The 16,536-nt window shown below is 66.3% G+C and carries 21 protein-coding genes; 7 read left to right on the top strand and 14 right to left on the bottom strand.

The genetic code is table 11. The features are described 5' to 3' along the window. Window positions 1-91: 91 nt before the first annotated feature. A complete protein-coding gene (locus LCF40_RS06905; protein WP_224827879.1) occupies window positions 92-307 on the bottom strand; it encodes a hypothetical protein in 216 nt (71 codons plus the stop codon). Between the two features lie 152 nt (window positions 308-459). Here LCF40_RS06905 and LCF40_RS06900 point away from each other — a divergent pair, with 152 nt between their 5' ends. Then, window positions 460-1,455 (top strand): radical SAM protein, encoded by a 996-nt coding sequence (locus tag LCF40_RS06900; protein ID WP_224827878.1) that lies wholly within the window; start codon window positions 460-462, stop codon window positions 1,453-1,455. Between the two features lie 285 nt (window positions 1,456-1,740). Here the strand turns inward: LCF40_RS06900 and LCF40_RS06895 are convergent, their stop codons facing one another. Together LCF40_RS06895 and LCF40_RS06890 are read right to left on the bottom strand one after the other, a co-directional pair. Next, the gene (locus LCF40_RS06895) at window positions 1,741-4,128 is read right to left on the bottom strand and encodes a heavy metal translocating P-type ATPase (RefSeq protein ID WP_224827877.1); all 2,388 of its coding nucleotides are present in this window, start codon (window positions 4,126-4,128) and stop codon (window positions 1,741-1,743) included. 166 nt (window positions 4,129-4,294) lie between these two features. Further along, window positions 4,295-5,050 carry a class I SAM-dependent methyltransferase gene (locus LCF40_RS06890; protein ID WP_224827876.1) on the bottom strand — a complete coding sequence of 252 codons (756 nt, stop codon included), beginning with the start codon at window positions 5,048-5,050 and terminating at the stop codon, window positions 4,295-4,297. Between the two features lie 157 nt (window positions 5,051-5,207). Here LCF40_RS06890 and LCF40_RS06885 point away from each other — a divergent pair, with 157 nt between their 5' ends. After that, complete coding sequence (locus tag LCF40_RS06885) at window positions 5,208-5,822, top strand: HAD family hydrolase (RefSeq protein WP_224827875.1); 615 nt, start codon at window positions 5,208-5,210, stop codon at window positions 5,820-5,822. A 76-nt stretch (window positions 5,823-5,898) separates the two neighbouring features. Beyond that, a complete protein-coding gene (locus LCF40_RS06880) occupies window positions 5,899-6,144 on the top strand; it encodes a ferredoxin (protein ID WP_114576928.1) in 246 nt (81 codons plus the stop codon). Here the strand turns inward: LCF40_RS06880 and LCF40_RS06875 are convergent. The 5 genes from LCF40_RS06875 to mdh form a co-directional block, all read right to left on the bottom strand. Then, a complete protein-coding gene (locus LCF40_RS06875) occupies window positions 6,141-6,371 on the bottom strand; it encodes a GNAT family N-acetyltransferase (RefSeq protein ID WP_224827874.1) in 231 nt (76 codons plus the stop codon). The two genes, LCF40_RS06880 and LCF40_RS06875, sit on opposite strands and share 4 nt — an antisense overlap. A 19-nt stretch (window positions 6,372-6,390) precedes the next feature. Next, window positions 6,391-7,647 carry an RNA-guided endonuclease InsQ/TnpB family protein gene (locus LCF40_RS06870; RefSeq protein WP_224827873.1) on the bottom strand — a complete coding sequence of 419 codons (1,257 nt, stop codon included), beginning with the start codon at window positions 7,645-7,647 and terminating at the stop codon, window positions 6,391-6,393. 131 nt (window positions 7,648-7,778) lie between these two features. Beyond that, window positions 7,779-8,057 carry a GNAT family N-acetyltransferase gene (locus tag LCF40_RS06865; protein WP_224827872.1) on the bottom strand — a complete coding sequence of 93 codons (279 nt, stop codon included), beginning with the start codon at window positions 8,055-8,057 and terminating at the stop codon, window positions 7,779-7,781. Window positions 8,058-8,150: 93 nt separating this feature from the next. Beyond that, the gene (locus LCF40_RS06860) at window positions 8,151-8,582 is read right to left on the bottom strand and encodes a GNAT family N-acetyltransferase (protein ID WP_224827871.1); all 432 of its coding nucleotides are present in this window, start codon (window positions 8,580-8,582) and stop codon (window positions 8,151-8,153) included. 129 nt (window positions 8,583-8,711) lie between these two features. Further along, window positions 8,712-9,626: a malate dehydrogenase gene (mdh, locus tag LCF40_RS06855; RefSeq protein WP_114576925.1), complete on the bottom strand. Its 915-nt coding sequence runs from the start codon at window positions 9,624-9,626 to the stop codon at window positions 8,712-8,714. A gap of 166 nt (window positions 9,627-9,792) precedes the next feature. Between mdh and LCF40_RS06850 the strand changes: the two genes are divergently transcribed. Then, window positions 9,793-10,221, top strand: a complete 429-nt coding sequence (locus LCF40_RS06850) for a GNAT family N-acetyltransferase (protein ID WP_224827924.1) — start codon at window positions 9,793-9,795, stop codon at window positions 10,219-10,221. Between the two features lie 122 nt (window positions 10,222-10,343). Here LCF40_RS06850 and LCF40_RS06845 read toward each other — a convergent pair whose 3' ends face one another. From LCF40_RS06845 to LCF40_RS06830, 4 genes are all read right to left on the bottom strand, one after another. Further along, entirely contained in the window at window positions 10,344-10,823 is a 480-nt protein-coding gene (locus LCF40_RS06845) for an RNA-binding protein (protein ID WP_114576924.1), read from the bottom strand. A gap of 249 nt (window positions 10,824-11,072) precedes the next feature. Next, window positions 11,073-11,678, bottom strand: coding sequence for an AI-2E family transporter (locus tag LCF40_RS06840; RefSeq protein ID WP_224827923.1), 606 nt, complete (start codon window positions 11,676-11,678; stop codon window positions 11,073-11,075). Window positions 11,679-11,732: 54 nt separating this feature from the next. After that, window positions 11,733-11,990: a hypothetical protein gene (locus LCF40_RS06835; RefSeq protein WP_224827870.1), complete on the bottom strand. Its 258-nt coding sequence runs from the start codon at window positions 11,988-11,990 to the stop codon at window positions 11,733-11,735. A 117-nt stretch (window positions 11,991-12,107) separates the two neighbouring features. Next, a complete protein-coding gene (locus LCF40_RS06830; protein WP_157972360.1) occupies window positions 12,108-12,512 on the bottom strand; it encodes a DUF5518 domain-containing protein in 405 nt (134 codons plus the stop codon). Window positions 12,513-12,569: 57 nt separating this feature from the next. Here LCF40_RS06830 and LCF40_RS23135 point away from each other — a divergent pair, with 57 nt between their 5' ends. The 3 genes from LCF40_RS23135 to LCF40_RS06820 are packed head-to-tail and all read left to right on the top strand — an operon-like array spanning window position 12,570 to window position 14,367. Next, complete coding sequence (locus tag LCF40_RS23135) at window positions 12,570-12,704, top strand: hypothetical protein (protein ID WP_263623590.1); 135 nt, start codon at window positions 12,570-12,572, stop codon at window positions 12,702-12,704. Window positions 12,705-12,738: 34 nt separating this feature from the next. Next, a complete protein-coding gene (locus LCF40_RS06825; RefSeq protein ID WP_114576923.1) occupies window positions 12,739-13,041 on the top strand; it encodes a DUF7562 family protein in 303 nt (100 codons plus the stop codon). 39 nt (window positions 13,042-13,080) lie between these two features. Continuing rightward, window positions 13,081-14,367, top strand: coding sequence for an RNB domain-containing ribonuclease (locus tag LCF40_RS06820; protein ID WP_114576922.1), 1,287 nt, complete (start codon window positions 13,081-13,083; stop codon window positions 14,365-14,367). A 156-nt stretch (window positions 14,368-14,523) separates the two neighbouring features. Here the strand turns inward: LCF40_RS06820 and LCF40_RS06815 are convergent, their stop codons facing one another. Together LCF40_RS06815 and LCF40_RS06810 are read right to left on the bottom strand one after the other, a co-directional pair. Beyond that, the gene (locus tag LCF40_RS06815; protein ID WP_224827868.1) at window positions 14,524-14,964 is read right to left on the bottom strand and encodes an Hsp20/alpha crystallin family protein; all 441 of its coding nucleotides are present in this window, start codon (window positions 14,962-14,964) and stop codon (window positions 14,524-14,526) included. Between the two features lie 107 nt (window positions 14,965-15,071). Beyond that, a complete protein-coding gene (locus LCF40_RS06810) occupies window positions 15,072-16,490 on the bottom strand; it encodes a dihydrolipoyl dehydrogenase family protein (RefSeq protein WP_224827867.1) in 1,419 nt (472 codons plus the stop codon). Window positions 16,491-16,536 lie beyond the last annotated feature (46 nt).

The following is a 16,536-nucleotide window of genomic DNA, read 5'->3' as shown; positions in this document are numbered from 1 at the left end:
GGTCGGGGGTAGACGACGGACGGATAAGGACCTTCGGGCGCGTCGGGCGGGTGTCAGTTCCGGTCGGGCGCGGCCTGAGCGAGTGCTCGGGTTACGACGCCGATCGGCTCTCGACGGCCGAGAGGACGAGCAGGTAACCCACGAGCAACGGGAGAACCACGAACCCGCCGACCGTACCCCCCGAAAGGAGCGACGCCCCGATCGGAGTCCCCGAGAGGGCCATCCCGCCGGTACCGAGGAGAACGGGGCCGAAAAACAGCACTCGAAGGGTCCAGAGCTCCGATTGGGAGAGCGGGAACAACGCCATACGTCAGCGTATAATGCGTATCAACTTATGTTTTTAGGCGGTATCGGTTCGTGCGGAGGCACGACGCCGACCCCTCGATCCGCGCCGGCGGGCGCTTCGGGGATCGACCGGGATCGGTCGGCTTTTGTGGACGGGGACGGTATAACCCGTGAATGATCTCGGAGGGCTGTGAGCAGTGCGCCAAAGGTGGGAAGATGGTCATGTTCGTCTACGGCTACTGCGACCAGCGCGACTGCTTTTACTGTCCCCTCGGCGAGAACCGAAAGAACGTCACCGACGTCTACGCCAACGAGCGCCTCGTCGAGGACGACGAGGACGTGCTCACGGAGGCCCACCGGATGGACGCGCTGGGAACCTCCATTACGGGCGGGGAGCCCCAGGAGGCCCTCGATCGGACCTGTCACTATCTCTCTCTCCTCAAAGACGAGTTCGGGGAGGACCACCACACCCACCTCTACACCGGAATCACGGGCGGCCGCGAGAACATGCGCCGGCTCTCCGAAGCAGGGTTGGACGAGATCCGCTTTCACCCGCCCCTCGAGCTCTGGGGGGAGATGCACGGCACCGAGTGGGAGGAAATTCTGTACATCGCCCGCGAGGAGGGGCTGACGCCGGCCTTCGAGATCCCCGGCATCCGCCCCGAGGAGGAGTTCCTCGACTTTCTGGACGAGGGCGCCGCCGACTTCTGTAACGTCAACGAGTTCGAGATGAGCGACGGAAACTATCGGAGGATGCAGGAGGCGGGCTTCGAACTTCAGGAGGGCCACATGAGCGCCGTCGAGGGCTCCCGCGAGGGGATCCTCGAGGTCATGGGCGACCACGAGAAGGTCTACTTCTGCACCTCGGTGTTCAAGGACGCCGCCCAGCACCGCCGCCGCCTGAAGCGGATGGCCCGCAACGTCCGCCGGGAGTTCGACGACGTCACCGACGACGGCACCCTCGTCTACGGAAAGACCTGGATCGATCCCGACCGGCTCGAGTACCTGGGGGTTCCCGAGGAGTTCTACACCATCAAGTCCGACCACGTCGAGGTCGCCTGGTGGCTCCTAGAGGAGATGGTAGCGGAGGGCGACCTCGCCGAGGGCGAGATCGTCGAGCAGTATCCGACCTACGACGGCCAGGTCGTCGAGCGGACGCCGCTGGCGTAGTTCCCGCGAGCGAAGCACGGTTCGAAGCGAACGGCGTGAGCGAGCGGCTTTTTCATCGAAGTTTTTCCGTTCGGGTGCGCCTCGAGTGGTCTGCGCGACGTTTGAACACGTCATCGTCGAGGCCGGTCTCGACGGGGTGAGGAGACGCAGCGTGCAGATCTGAAAGGTGCAAATGTTACGCTACCCACTCCCGGCGCACCCGAACGGAAAAACTTCGCGACGCAGTATCCGACCGACGACGGGCAGGTCGTCGAGCGGACGCCGCTGGCCTGAACGTGGCGCCGGTCAGTCGCGCGGGTCGGCGTCGGGAAGTTCCGGCGCGATCCGCGAGAGGCGCATCGCGTTGCCGGTGACGCCGACGGTCATCCCGGCGTCGCCCGCGAGGACTGCCAGCCAGATGGGGACGTAGCCGAAGGGGACGGCGAGCGAGAGGCCGGCCTTGACGGCGAGGCTCGCCCAGACGTTCTGGCGGATGACCCCGTTTGCGTCGGCCGCGAGTTCGTACAGGTACGGGAGCTTCGCGAGGTCGTCGCCCATCAGGGCGATGTCGGCCGTCTCCAGTGCGGTGTCGGTTCCGGCCGCGCCCATCGCCACGCCGACGGTCGCCGTGGCGAGGGCGGGCGCGTCGTTGATCCCGTCGCCGACCATCGCGACGCCGTCGGAGGTAGCGACGAGGCCGTCGATGGCGTCGACTTTCTCCTCGGGGAGCAGTTCCGCCCGGAACTCGTCGACCCCGACGCGGTCGGCGATTGCGCGTGCGGTCCGCTCGTTGTCGCCCGTGAGCATCACCGTCCGCTCGACGCCGAGATCCTTCAGGCGCTCGACGGCCCGCTTCGCCTCGGGTCTGACCTCGTCGGCGACGGCGATGACCCCCTCGAGTGCGTCGTCGGTCCCGACGAGGACGACGGTCTTGCCCTCCGACTGGAGGGCGGGCACCGTCTCCTCGAGCAGGTCGAGACAGTCGTTTCGCTCACAGAGGTCCCGTGCGGTAGAGGTGACGGCCCCGCCATCGGTCGTCGCGTGGACGTGCGAGAGGTCGAAGCCGAGTTCCTCGAAGAACGCGGGCTTGCCCGCGAAGTGGGGGGTCCCGTCGAGCTCCGCCCGGACGCCCTTGCCGGTGATGGCCTCGAAGCCGTCGATCTCGCGGCCGGCGACGCCCGCGGCGCTGGCCTCCGCGACGATCGCCTCCCCGATGGGGTGTTCGCTGCGCGTCTCGAGCCCGCGGGCACACCGGAGGACGTCGTCCTCGCTGTTCCCGTTCAACGCGACGACGTCGGTAACGGCGAGTTCGCCCCCCGTGAGTGTGCCCGTCTTGTCGAAGGCGACGACGTCGACCGCGCCCATCGCCTCGAGATGGGTGCCGCCCTTGACGAGGACCCCGTTTCTCGCGGCGCTCGTGATCCCCGAGACGACCGAGACGGGCGTCGAGATGACGAACGCACAGGGACAGGCGAGCACGAGCAGCGTCAGGCCGTAGACGACGGCCGTGGGCCACGTCGTCCCGAGAACCGAGGGGCTAGCGATCGTGACGAGGACGGCGAAGGCGACGACGACCGGGGTGTAGTAGGCCGCGAAACGGTCGACGAACTGCTCGCGTTCGGTCCTGTCGGCCCGGGCGTCCTCGACCATCCCGACGATCCGCGAGAGGGTGTCGTCGCCCGCCGCCGAGGTGACCTCCACCTCGAGGTAGCCCTCCTCGTTGATCGTGCCGGCGTACACTTCGTCCCCGGTCGTTTTGTCGACGGGCACGCTCTCGCCGGTGATCGGGGCCTGGTTCACCGCGCTCTCGCCGTCGACGACCGTCCCATCGGTCGGGACCTTCTCGCCGGGCCGGACGACGACGACGTCGCCGACAGCGACCTCCTCGACCGAAACCGTCTCCTCGCCGTCCTCTCGCTTGACGGTGGCGTCCTCGGGCGAGAGTTCCATCAGCTCTCGGAGCGAGTTGCGGGCGCGATCCATCGAGTAGCGCTCGAGGAGTTCGGCGACGCTGAAGAGGACGGCGAGGGTGGCGGCCTCGAAGTAGAGGGCCTCGCCGAAGGCGAGACTCGCCGTCAGCGCGCCGAGGATCGCCGTCGACATCAGGAAGTCGATGTCGAGAGAGCGGTTTCGCGCCGAGTAGTAGCCGTTCCGGAGGATCTCCTGACCGCCGACGGCGACGGCGACGACGAACAGGACGTCCGCGACGAACAGCTCGCTCCCGACGACGGTCGCCGCCCGGACGTTCCAGCCCCCGAGGACGAACTCGAGGAGGAGCCCGAGCGAGACGACCCCGCCGCCGAGCCACGTCTTGATCGCCCGCGGGCTCGTCCAGATGTCGTCCTGGCCGTCGACACCACCGCCGCTGTTCCCGTCGGTGGCGCCCGTGACCTCGTAGCCCGCGCGCTCGATGGCGCCGACGAGTGCGCCCTCGGAAACGGCCGACGGGTCGTATCCGACGGAGACGGTCCCGGTCGTCGGCCGGGGATCGACCGTCGAGACGCCGTTGACGCCGCCGACGGCGGTCTCGACCTTGCCGGCACACGAGGGACAGTCCATGTCGGGGACCGAGAACCGCACGACGTTGCCGGCGTCGTGCTCGGACCGATCGCCGTGGCCGTGGCTGTGACCGAGATCGGCACGGTCGTTGGCGTGCGTGCCGGACCCATCGGCCGATGGGTCGGTGGAAGTCATCGAGGGACGCTACGCCCCACGGATTATTAAACTAGCTGCTATATATCGGGGTTTAAGCGGTTATCATTGATAAAATTCTCTGCTTTGTCTAGTAACTTCGGCTCGAGGCGGGCGCGCCATCCTTCGCTCGGCGATCGCCCCCCGGAACGGAAATCGCCGCCGGCGGCTACTCCTTTTCGAGGAGGGCGACATACGTGTTCTCCCCGGCATAGACGTCGGCCACCGTCCACGGCGTGCCGACGGCGGCGTCGGCCAGCCTGTCGGGGCCAAAGAGGAGGAACTGGAGCGTCCGGCCCACTACTCGGCCCCCCGATCCGGGCGGCTCGTACTCGAAGTGAAACGAGCGGTGGGCGATTCCCTTCCTGGGGTCCGAGCGGTAGCCGAGCAGGTCGCCCTCCAGGGTATCGGGATCGTAGTTGTGGATCGCGGCCAGCCCGTTCTCGTCGGTGACCCGGGCGAACTCGGCGAGGAGTTCGCCGACGCCCGCGAGCGACCGGCCGAGCCCGATCTGGGTCCCTAGGGCGTAGAGGGTCCGGAACCGATCGGGATGGAAGGCGAGATCGAACATGTCCATCGTGGAGGCGTCCGCGACGCCGCGCGCACTGGCGGCCCGGACGGTCCCGGGACTGACGTCGACCGCAGTGACCGCCAGGCCCCGGTGCTGAAACCACAGCGCGTGCTGGCCCGCGCCACAGCCGACGTCCAGAAACGGGCCGCCGTGGGCGGCGAGGCGCTCGAGTAGCCCCACGGTACCGTCGTCCCACTCCGAGCGGGGCTCGAAGTAGTAGTCGGCGACGTGGCCCTCGCGCGTTCGCTCGCCGTCGCGGTAGACGAGCGAGCCCGGCTCGCCGCGCTGGTGGTCGAACATCGCCCGCCCGAGCGGGTCCGGTCGCCCGCCGATTTCTCGTGGCTCATCGGCCATATCGGCTCCGACGCGCTCCGGGGTAATTACTGTGTGTTGAGATATAACCTCGAGTAACGTGTGACACGGCAACAAGAGTTAGAAGACCAGTCCCGACGCGCGCGGTAGACCCACACGGCGGGGAAACGGCTTTCTCCGAACCCGCCCTCCGAGAGGTATGCAGGCCGTCTACGTCGATCTCGACGGGACGCTGATCGAGTACGCCGAACCCTTCCCGCGGATCTACGCCGATGCCCTCTGCTCTCTCGGCGTCGAACCTCGGGAACTGGAGGCCTACAGCGAGGCGTTCTTCGACCTCCTGGGCGAGGCCGACGACCCGTTTTCGGCCGCGATCGCGAAAACCGACGTTCCAGTCGATCCCGACGCGTTCAGCGATGCGATGGTCGACCGGGAGGTCGAGGCCGTCCGGGCGGTCCCCGGCGCGGACGACCTTCTCGAGACGCTCGCTGGCGATCACCAACTGGGGGTGCTCACCAACGGCGTCGGCTCCCTCCAGCGCGCCAAACTCGAGGCGGTCGGGCTCGCCGACCGCGTCGAGACCGTCGTCGTCTCGGGGGAGGTCGGGGTCGAAAAGCCCGATCCCGAAATCTACCGGATCGCCGAGGAGCGTCTGCCCGCCGGCTCCTACGCGTTCGTCGCCGACGACGTCGAGCGGGACCTCCGGCCGGCGGTCGAACGGGACTGGCATGGGGTGTACGTCGGCGAGGACGACCCCGGTGGCGAGGGCGTGGCGGTCGCCCGCTCGCTCGCCGCGGTGCCAGACCTGCTGTGAGGGGGCGGGTTTCCGAGCAGGGGGAGCAGGCGAGGGCACCGCTACCGATTTAGGGCGCCCCGGTCAATCTCCGCCCATGCGCGTCGAGTTCGACGAGGACACCTGTATCGGGATGTACCAGTGCGTCGCGGAGTGGGACGCCTTCAGCGAGGACAAGTCCGCGGGGAAAGCGGTTCTGGAGGGCGGCGAGGAGGTCGAAGACGGGATCTTCGCCCGCGAGGTGCCCGCCGAGGCCGAACTCGATGCGAAGTTCGCCGCCCGGACCTGTCCCGTCGACGCCATTGCGATCTACGACGACGACGGCGAGCAGTTGATTCCCTAAAGGCGTTTCCAGTAGACGAACAGCTCGAACGCTTCCGAGAATTCCTCGATATCGGCCCGTTCCACAAGATCGTATCCGCGTTTCTCGTAGAACCGGCGAGCGGCGGTCTGACGCCCGGTCGTGTGGAGTACGATCCCCTCTGAGTCCGCGTTCCGAGCGCACGCCTCGAGTTCGTCGTAGATCCGACCCCCATAGCCCCGCCGCTGGTACTCGGGGGCTACGGTCAACTACCCCACCCTACTTCGCTCACCCTGACGGGTTCGCTCGTGGAGGGTGGGGCTTGTCCGTGAACTCAGCCTCGAACCCATCAGGGTAGGCGGTAAATCCGCCCTTCGGCGTCGCCGTTCCAGACTTGAGGGCGAGCTGACTGTCGCCCGTCCGCCGAGACGACTGTTGGCCTCGACGGACATACCGCATGCCGATGTTCTTCGCTGCGTTGTAATCCGCGTTCGCTTCCGAGTCGCACTTCTGACACCGGAAGTCGGTGCGCGAGGGGCGATTCTCGTCCGCTGTGAATCCACACTCGGCACACCGCTTCGACGTATACGCCGACCCGACTTGCTTTACCGAGATTCCGATCGATTCGGCTTTGTATTCGACCTGCTCGTAGAGCGTTCGGAACGCCCACTTGTGACCCCACGACGCACCCGTGCGGTCGCGGATGTGAGTCAAATTCTCGAACGCGATCACGTCACAGTTGTATCGGAGTGCTTCGTCTATCAGCGCGTTCGACGCCCGGTGGAGAACGTCACGGACGTATCGAAGTTCCCGACCACTCGACTGAACGAGCGTCCGGTGGGCGCTTCGTGTTCCGGTCTGTTGCAACCCGGCGCGTACCTTCTCGAACTCGCGGAGGTCGTGGGTGAGCTCCCGCCCGCTGACGAAGGAGGCGGTGCTGGTGACGGCGAGGTTTTCGATCCCGAGGTCAACCCCGAGGACCGTTCCGTCCTCGGCGGTGTTTCGTTCGGTCTCGTTTTTGTACCGGCGGAATCCGATGTGCAAAAAGAACTCGTCGTCTCGGGTGGTGAGCGTACTTTCCGTAACACTCCAGTCGTCCGAGTCGAGATACTGACGCTGATAGCCATCTTCAGCTTTAGGAAGGTCGAGTGGACACCGGACCCGCCTCTCCGTCGTGGAGAGGGAAACGGTGTCGTCATCGAACAGCGTCATCGTCCGTGTATCGTACTTCACGGTCGGCGCGGTGAACGTCGGCTTGCTGACCTTCTTGCCTTTCGACCGGCGTTCGAGACAGCCGGTGATGGCTTGTGCGGCTTGGTGGGTGGCGAGAATTGCATGCTGACTCCCGAGGTCGGTATCTTCGCGCACAGAATCGTAGGCGAGAGGTTGGACGTCGCTCTTGGTGTTGCACCGTCCCCACGCGAGGTCTGTGGCGAGTTGGCAACCGTTCTTCCACTCGGTGATGGTATCCTCGAGCAACTCGCGTTGCTCGCCATCTACCGAGAGGCGGGTGATTGCCGTCCGACGCACGTAGTCGTCTGCCACATATTCAATGTGGCTCTGTGGCTATTTAGAGATAACGGAAATTCTCAGCTATACGAACGTGCTCCTCCCCTCCCTACTCGCTCGCTACGAACCGCGCTCGCTCCTTGAGGAAGGGGACTCCGCGCTACCGATTAGTTGAACCGTTTCAGCTGGATCGCCTCCTCGGAGACGTCGGCGACCAACCGGATCATCTCGCCGGGGTCGCGGTAGGCGATCGAGGCAACGATTCGACCTCCTCTCTCCCCGACCAGGAACTCTCCGTCGGGGAAATACTCGTCATCGAGTCCGTCGAAATCGTCGCCGACGTCCTCGAAATAGGCTCCCGCGTCGCGGTGGGCCGCCTCCATCAGCTCGCGCAATCGTGGGACGTCGTCCTCTCGAGCCCGTCGGATCGACAGATCGGCCACCATACACGATGGACCGATCCCCTCAGTCTTCAATGGGCCGGCAGCGTTGAAGCTCGTGACTGGCTGCGTGGACCCATTTCACTTCGATCGTTGAGATCATCCTTCCTGGCGGTAGGTCATCCGCACCAGTTCCTCGCTCTCGCCCTCGGGCACCTCGATCTCGGGATCGAAGCACTCGAAGCCGACCGACTCGTAGTAAGGAACCAGTCCGCGCCGACAGAGCAAGGAGAGTCCCACGACCTCCGCGAGGTCGGGGTGATCGACTAGCGTTTCGAGGAGTGTCCGGCCGAACCCTTCGCCGCGGCGCTCGGACGCAACGATCACGTCGAAGACGTTCGCGTAATAAACCCCGTCGGTCAGCACCCGCGCGGCGGCGACGAGTTCGTCACCCTCCTCGATCCCGACGGCGACCTCGGTTCCCGAGAGGGCGCGGCGAACCTCCTCTACGTCGCGGTCGGCCCACCACTCGTAGTCGCCGTAGAGATCGGTCAACGCCGGTGCGTCGGCGGGCGTGAGGTCCCTGGCCATCGGTCGCTCCGTCGCTCGCCGAGAGAAAACGGTTTGGGGTGGTCTGGGACTGCGGGACGAGCGCGACCCCGTCGTCTCACTGGCCGAATACGGTGCGTCGAAGATGACGAAGGACCCTGACGAACAGACTCAGGCGATCTCGTCGTACTGCTCGGCGAGCTTCTCGGCGGCCTCGCCCAGCTGGTTTCGCTCGAACTCCGTCAGGTCCCATTCGACGATCTCCTCGACTCCGTCGGAGCCGAGCCGGACGGGGACGCCGAAGGCGGTGTCCTCGTGGCCGTACTCGCCTTCCAGGGCGACGCTCGCGGGGAGGATCTCGCCCGTGTCGCGGAGGACGGCCTCGACCATGTGGCCGACGCCGGTCGCCGGGCCCCACTCGGTGGCACCCTTCTTCTCGATGACCTCCATCGCGGAGGTCTGGAGCTCCTCGAGGATCTCCTCGCGTTCCTCGTCGGTAAACTCGAGGTCGCGGCCGTCGACGCGGACCTTCGAGAACGCGGGGACCTGGGCGTCGCCGTGCTCGCCGAGGATGGTGGCCTCGACGTTGCCGACGGGGACGTCGTAACGCTGGGCGAGCACGTACCGAAAGCGCGCGGAGTCCAGACGGCCGCCGAAACCGATCACCTGCTCGCGGGCGCGGTCGCCGCTCTCGTAGAGGTGACGGTTCAGGAGGTCGACGGGGTTCGAGGTCGTGATCGAGACGTAGTCGTCGTTGTGCTCGTCGAGCGAGGATTGGATGTCGGCCATGATCGGGGCGTTGTCGCCCGCGAGGTCGATCCTGGTTTGGCCCGGCTGGCGGGGGATCCCCGCCGTGATGACGACGACGTCCGAGCCCGCGGTCTCGGCGTAGTCGCCCTGCCTGACGGTGGTGTTCGAGTCGTAGGCCACGCCGTGGTTGGCGTCGGCGGCCTGGCCGACCGTGTCTTCTTCCTTGTCGGGGATGTCCACGAAGACGAGTTCGTCACAGACGTCCCGGAGCGCGATGTTGTAGCCCGCGGCGGCTCCGACCGTGCCGGCCGCGCCGACCACGCTAACTTTCGTCATACCACGTACTCCTGGGCCAGTGATCGCGTTAAATCCGTCGAAACCCCCCGGTTCGCGTGATATGACGTCGAAACTGACGTCGATCGTCGAACACCCGCGCGGACGGCGGCGCGTTCCGCGCTCGGGCGACCGGCATCCCTTTTTCACCGGCCTGCCACCGATCGTCATGGCCGAGCGAGACGCGAACGAGACGTACACGATCCGCGAGGAACTCCCCGATCCGGAGACGTTCGCCGGGCTCCGGGCGGCCGCCGATCTTCCGGCTCGATCGCCGGAGGGTCTCGAGCGCGGGCTCCCGAACTCGCTGTACGGGGTCGTCGCCCTCTACGAACCGACCGGCGAGATCGTCGGCATGGGCCGAATCGTCGGCGACGACGGCACCGTCTACCATATCTGTGATATGGCCGTCCACCCCGATCACCAGCGCCAGGGGCTCGGGACGCAGGTCATGGAGGCCCTCGAGGGCTACATCGAGGAGACGGCACCCCCGGATGCGTACGTCAACCTCATCGCCGACGTCGAGGGCTTTTACGAGGACTTCGGCTACGAGGAGGTCGGGCCCGCCTCGCAGGGGATGTACCGTCGGACGGAGTGAGCGGGGTGGTCTTCCGGCAGACGGTTCGCCGGTGCGCTCGAACCGCCCGAGGCCCATCCGAGAGGGCGCGGTTCGAGGCCGTCCGCCCGGTCGCCGAACCCCGTGCTCGGCGCCGTCGTCGATCAGCCGGCGAACTCGTAGAGGTCGTCGCCGACGTGGTGCAGCGAGTCGACGACCTTTCCCTCATCGCCGACCATCTCGGAGCCCTCAACGCGGGCCCGCCCGACCCCCAGGACCTTGCCGTGGGACTCCTCGGCGATGATCACCAGATCGCCCTCACTCACGTCACCTCTGACCTCGGTAATCCCCGGACGCATCACGTCGGCGCCGTCGCTGACGAACGACACCGCGCCAGCATCGACGACGACCACCCGGTCCTCTGGCTCGTAGGCGTTTGCCCCCCGGACGGTGAGGAAGTCCTCGCCGTCGAAGGCCGCTACCTGTGGCTTTCCGTCCACCAGGACGACCTCCCAGTCGCTGTCCTCGAACTCGACGTGTTCGTAGGCGTCGCCCGCGAGGGAGACGCCGAGTTTCGTCCGAACGGCGTCCTCGAGTTCCGAGACGGCGTCGCTGCGGAGGTGGTGGCGGGATTTGACCTGCATACCCGCGCTACCTTCCGGACGCATTTAACAGATGAGGTTCCCCGGGCGAGCGGATCGGTTCGACACCGCGACCGGACGGCGAGCCGGTCCGAGCGCGGGTACCGGACGACACCGGTGAAACTTATCGCTTCTCGTCGTTCGGACCGGTATGTGACTTTGGATCCTGGTCGCGTTCGACGGCTCGACTCAGGCGAACTTCGCGCTACGGTATGCGTTGGCCACGTACGCCGGCGAGGAGATAGGCGTTCTCTACGTAGATACTTCCAGGCGGGCGTAGGACGGCAGCGATGAAGGCGATTCGGCGTCCAACGGGCGCACGACCGTGGCCGCCGATGACGTACTCCAGAGAGCCGGAGTCGCGGCCCTGGACGAGACGACCGCGGGAACCGGCCGACCGACGAGGAACAGGGAGACCGAGGCCGGCGCCCAGACGATCGAGGCACCGACGAGCGGAACCATCGCCGCGATGAACGTCGTGACGATCCAGAACACGACGTTCCCGAGGCCGAGAACGAGAAACACGGCGCCGAGCAAGACGGCTTGTGCGCCGGCGACGGCGACGGTGCCGACCAGCGAGTTGTGGAGCAACAGATGGGTCCCCTCGAACAGTTCGTCCTGGACTGCCGGTTCGAGGGGCAACACCGTCCGAACCCACTCGAGGGTCCGGTCGCCGCTTCGGAGCAACTGAAACAGGACGAAAAAGAGCACCGTGAACCCGATGAAGAGTTCGGGAAGGCCACCGATGATGCTGAAGAGGTTGCCGGCAAGACCCCGTACGCCCGTTTTGACGGCGCTGCTGAACGCATCCTGGAGGGCCGCGAGATCAACCCGCGTTCCGAGTCGCGCCGCGGTCAGCTCGTTGAGCTGGGAGACGTCTCCGGGCTGAAGGTCCGCGAAGAGTCGGCTGGCCTAGTTCGCCGCGACGACCAGGATGCCCACGACCGGAAGGACGATCACAAAGAGTCCGACGAGTATCGACAGGCCGGCGGCCAGCTCCGGTCCGACCCGCGTCCCGAGCCGGTCGTTGACTGGGCCGAGAGCGTACGCGAGGATCAGGGCGACGACGATCCAGATGAGAAAGGGCAGGACGATCAGGACCGAGAGCACGCCGACGAGAAGGCCGATGAGGAGGAGAAATCGGTTCGAACGCATCGGTTCTTCGCTCATACGGTCGGGAACGGTTCCACCTCGAACGTCTTAATGGACGGTTCGCGATATCGATGACACTCACCGGTCGATGCCGGTCGACTCTAATCGAGGGAGAAGGTGGGTTCGGGTACTTTCTCAGGTCCGCGCGCCCACCTGCTCGGGTGCGGCCCGGCGGTGTTTCGCCCACGAGCCGAGCGCCCCGCCGACGGCACCGGGGATGGCGTAGAACGCCAGCATCAGGATGCCCAGGACGAGCACGCTGAACGAGGCGACGAGCCCCCCGAACAGGAGGGTCGTGAACGTCGCGATGGCTAACAACACCAGCGACCCGAAGACGGTCGCGACCGCGCCGTGGACCGCTCCGGTGCTCACCCGCCCGCCGACGATGTACCCGGCAGTGAGCCCGCCGAGGAGTCCGATTCCGCCCCAGTACAGGAGCACGACCGAGGCCTCAGATCCCACGTAGACGAGGCCGCTGATGAACCCAAGCACGAGGGTCATGACGAATCCGGTTACCACAGCTGTCCAGTTCATGTTCATGATCACATATTAGTACGCTGTCAACGATCATAAAGCCCGTTCCAGGGGAGACGGACAGTGCAACCGGCAGACCGGATGGCTCGTCGACTCGTTGCCTCGGAGTCCCCTGGGACCGACAGAGAGGACGACCGCCGGCGTGACGATCGAGACGCCACGGACGGCCACGTTCCCTCGCTGCCCGACCGACCGTGACAACCGCTAAGTAGCCACGCGTCGAACTCCGGATATGGTCTCGTGGCCCCCCTGGCGGGCCGACCGCGTGACGTGTATCGCCTGTGGCACGTCCCTTCCGCGTGCGGACGCCCGCGAGTACGACAAACACGGCGACCGGTGGGATCGCGGCGAGAAGGAGTTCGAACACCTGTGTAAACCCTGCGACCGGGAACTCTCCCGGTGTCCACGGGACGGGGTCGAGGACCTCCTCTGTGAACTCGGCGACGGCCTCGACCAGGCGGAGTTCTGTGCGCGATACATGGCGGCCGTCGGGGACCGGCGGCGCGAACTCGAGGGCCACGGGCGCCGCGAGTAGCGACGACACGCCTTTGACCCTCTCGCCCGAACGCAACCCATGAGCGATCAGCAGGGAGACGCCCAGGCCGAGGCTGGAACGGCCGAGGGCCAGGGACCCGTCGAGATAAGCGAGGAGCTCGCGCGCCACATCGAGAACAAACGCGAGGAGCTCTTCGAGAAGTTCGAGATCCGCGACGAGTTCCCCGAGACCGTCATCGAGGAGGCCGAGGTCCGCACCGAAGACGTCGGCTCGGAGATCGAATCGGAGGTCGACGAGCGCCGGGACCTCCGGGAACTGACGACCTGGACGACCGACCCCGTAGACGCCCAGGACTTCGACGACGCCATCTCGATCGAAGAACGCGAGGAGGAGTACGTCCTCTGGGTCCACATCGCCGACGTCACCCACTACGTCAACCCCGAGACTGCGATGTGGGACGAGGCCGTCGAGCGCGGAAACACGGTCTACCTCCCCGGTTATACGATCCATATGCTGCCGCCGGTCCTCGCCGAGACGGTCTGCTCGCTGGTGCCCGAGGAGGACCGGCTGGCCCACACCGTCGAGATGCATCTGGACAAGGAGACCCTGGGCTACGAGGAGATCGAGATCTACAAGTCCGTCATCCGGTCGGACGAACGGCTCACCTACAGCCAGGCCGAAACCCGGCTCGAGGACCCCGACCTCCCGCTCCACGAGGAGAACGTCCTGGTTCACGACCTCGCGGATCGGATGCACGAGCAGCGAAAGGAGGACGGCTCCCTGGTTCTGAACCCGAGTCGCGACCGCGCCCACACCATCATCGAGGAGTGCATGCTGAAGGCGAACAAGGCGGTGACCCACACCCTGATGTGGGATCGGGGCGTCGAGGCGATGTACCGCGTCCACCCCCAACCGAGCCCCGACGAGTGGTCGGAAGCCCTCCGGGAGATCCAGGATCTCGACGGCGTGTCGATCCCCGGCGACAAATGGGACGACCCCCGGAAGGCCGTCAACGCGACCCTAGAGGAGGCACCCGGTCGCCAACTCGACAAGATCCAGTGGGCCGTGATGAAGGTGATGCCCCGCGCTCGCTACATGAACGACCCCTTCGGGGGCCACCACGCGCTGAACTTCGAGATCTACGGCCACTTCACGAGCCCCATTCGCCGGCTCTCGGACCTCATCAATCACTGGATCGTCCACGAGAACGACGTTCCCGTGAACCTCGTGGAACTCTGTGATCGGGCCAGCGACAAACAGAAGGCCGCAGAACAGTGCGAACGCGAGTACAAGAACTTCCTCCAGGAGGTCGGACTCGACCCGATGGCGGTCAACAATCGTGGGATCGAGGTCGTCGAGGACTGATAGGGTCGGAGACCCGATGAGCCGGGGACGTCAATACAGGCGAAAAGAGCCGGGTATCGAGAGACGAGCCGCTCGCCCCGACAGGGCGCTACGACTCCACAGCGACCGGCCGGCCGATCCACAACCCTCCCGGAACCGGGTCCGAGCGCGATCGGCTTACTCGATCTCGATGTGGTGGCCGCTCTCCCGGCCGTCCTCGACGGGAAGGCGGACCTCGAGGACGCCGTTGCGGTAGGAGGCGCTGATCCCCTCCTCGCCGACGCGTCCGGGGATCGAGACCGAGCGCGCGATCCGTCGCGAGCGCATCGCGTGGTGGCCCTCCGCGTCCTCCTCGACGTCGTGGCTGGCGTCGATGGAGAGGGTGCCGTCCTCGAAGGTGAGATCGATCTCCTCGCGCTCGAAGCCGGGGAGGTCCATCACGAAGACGTACTCGCCGTCCTCCTCGTGGAGGACGGACCCGTCGCCCTCCGTCCCCCAGGCACCGGTATCGGCGCCCGGCTCGAGGGCGGGCATCCCGTGTCGCCGTCCCGTCCGGAACTCCTCGAAGGTGCGGTTCATCTCGTCGAACAGCCTGTCCATGTCGTCGAAGGATCTCATCGGTGATCGAACATACATACGTTATCGAGTATAATAACTATTGTGAGAAGTGAGCTATCACGCGTTCGGAAGCCGACGTCCGGCGAGTCGGTCGGCCCCACGCAGTGCTAGCGGTCGCCGAGGTCAGTACGGGCCTCCCGGAACAGTCCGTCGAGGATCTCGGGCGTCGTCGGGTGGTAAGCCCGCTTTGGAACCTCGCGGACGTCCAGGCCCATCTCGACGGCCACCTGCATCGTCTTGGCCATCACGTCGGCCTGGTAGTGAAGACCCTGGTAGCCGAGCACGGTTCCGTCCTCGCCGACGACGAGCGTCGCCCGCCCCTCCGGATGTCCCTTCACGGCGAACACGCCGTCCGAGGAAGCTTCCCGCGAGACGACGACCGCGTCCATCCCCAGCTCCGCGACCGTCTCCGGCGTGTGGCCGATCCGGGCAAAGGGGTAGACCCCGAGCCCCGAGAAGATCACGTGGTGAGGGACGTTCGCGTAGGGCTCGAGCTCCGCCCCGCGAGCGTGTCGAACGATGTTTTCTCCGGTCGCGAACCCCTGTTCTTTCGCGACGTGGAGAATCGGCTCGCGGCCGTTGGCGTCGCCGACGACGAACACGCGGTCGTCGCCCGTCGCCTGCATCGTCGATTCCACCCAGTTCTCGCCGGGTTCGAGGGACGTGTTCTCGAGTCCCAGCCCCTCCAGGTTCGGCTCCCGGCCCGTGAAGGCACAGAGCCGGTCGGCCTCGATCGCCTCCTCGTCGCCCTCCCGCTCGACGTGGAGCCGAACGCCGCCCTCGGTGGCCTCCACGCGTCGCTCGTCGGTCTCGACCAGAATGTCGATTCCGAACTGCTCGCGGTAGAGCTCGAGGAGCGTGTCGCCGAACTCGTCTTCCATATCGTCGAGAGGTCTCTCGTCGTGTTCGATGACAGTTATATCGACGCCGCCGACCTCGGCGAGGTAGGGTGCGAGCTCGAGACCGACGTAGCCAAAGCCCATCACGACCGCGCTGTCGGGGAACCGGGTCGCGTCGAGGACGTCGCTACTGGTCAGCGGTTCGACCGCCTCCATGCCGGGAAGGTCGGGGATCGAGGGGCGGGAGCCGGTCGCGACGACGACGTAGTCGGGTTCGAGTTCGCGAGAGCCGACGGCAAGGGTGCGGTCGGCGACGAACCGCGCGCGCTCGTGGAGGAACTCGACGTCCTCTCGTTCGGCGAGGTCGTGAACGTGCTCGCGGCGGTGTTCGGCGAAGTTCGAGACGTGGTCGTCCTTGCGGGCGACGACGGCGTCGGGATCGACCGTCGGCGTCCCCGAGAGCCGGTCGTCGTGGCGAACGCGATACCGGTTCTCGGCCGCCGAGAGGACGTCCTTGGATGGCATACAGCCCCTGAGGATGCAGAGCCCGCCGCCGGGATCGCCGTCGTCGATCAGCGTCAGCTCGAGGTCGTCGATCCCGCCGTCGTCCGCGCGGTCTACCAGCTCGTCGGCGGCGGCGACCCCGGCGCTGCCGTAGGCGCCGACGATCGCGACGTGGAGAGACATGGGCGGCGGTACGGCGGACTGCCGGATAGCGTTTCGGGGTCCGTGT

It is taken from the genome of Saliphagus infecundisoli (assembly GCF_020177375.1).
Classification (GTDB): Archaea; Halobacteriota; Halobacteria; order Halobacteriales; family Natrialbaceae; genus Saliphagus; species Saliphagus infecundisoli.
Note: the sequence above shows the minus strand (reverse complement) of the source record. Positions and strands in the feature narration are given on the sequence as shown.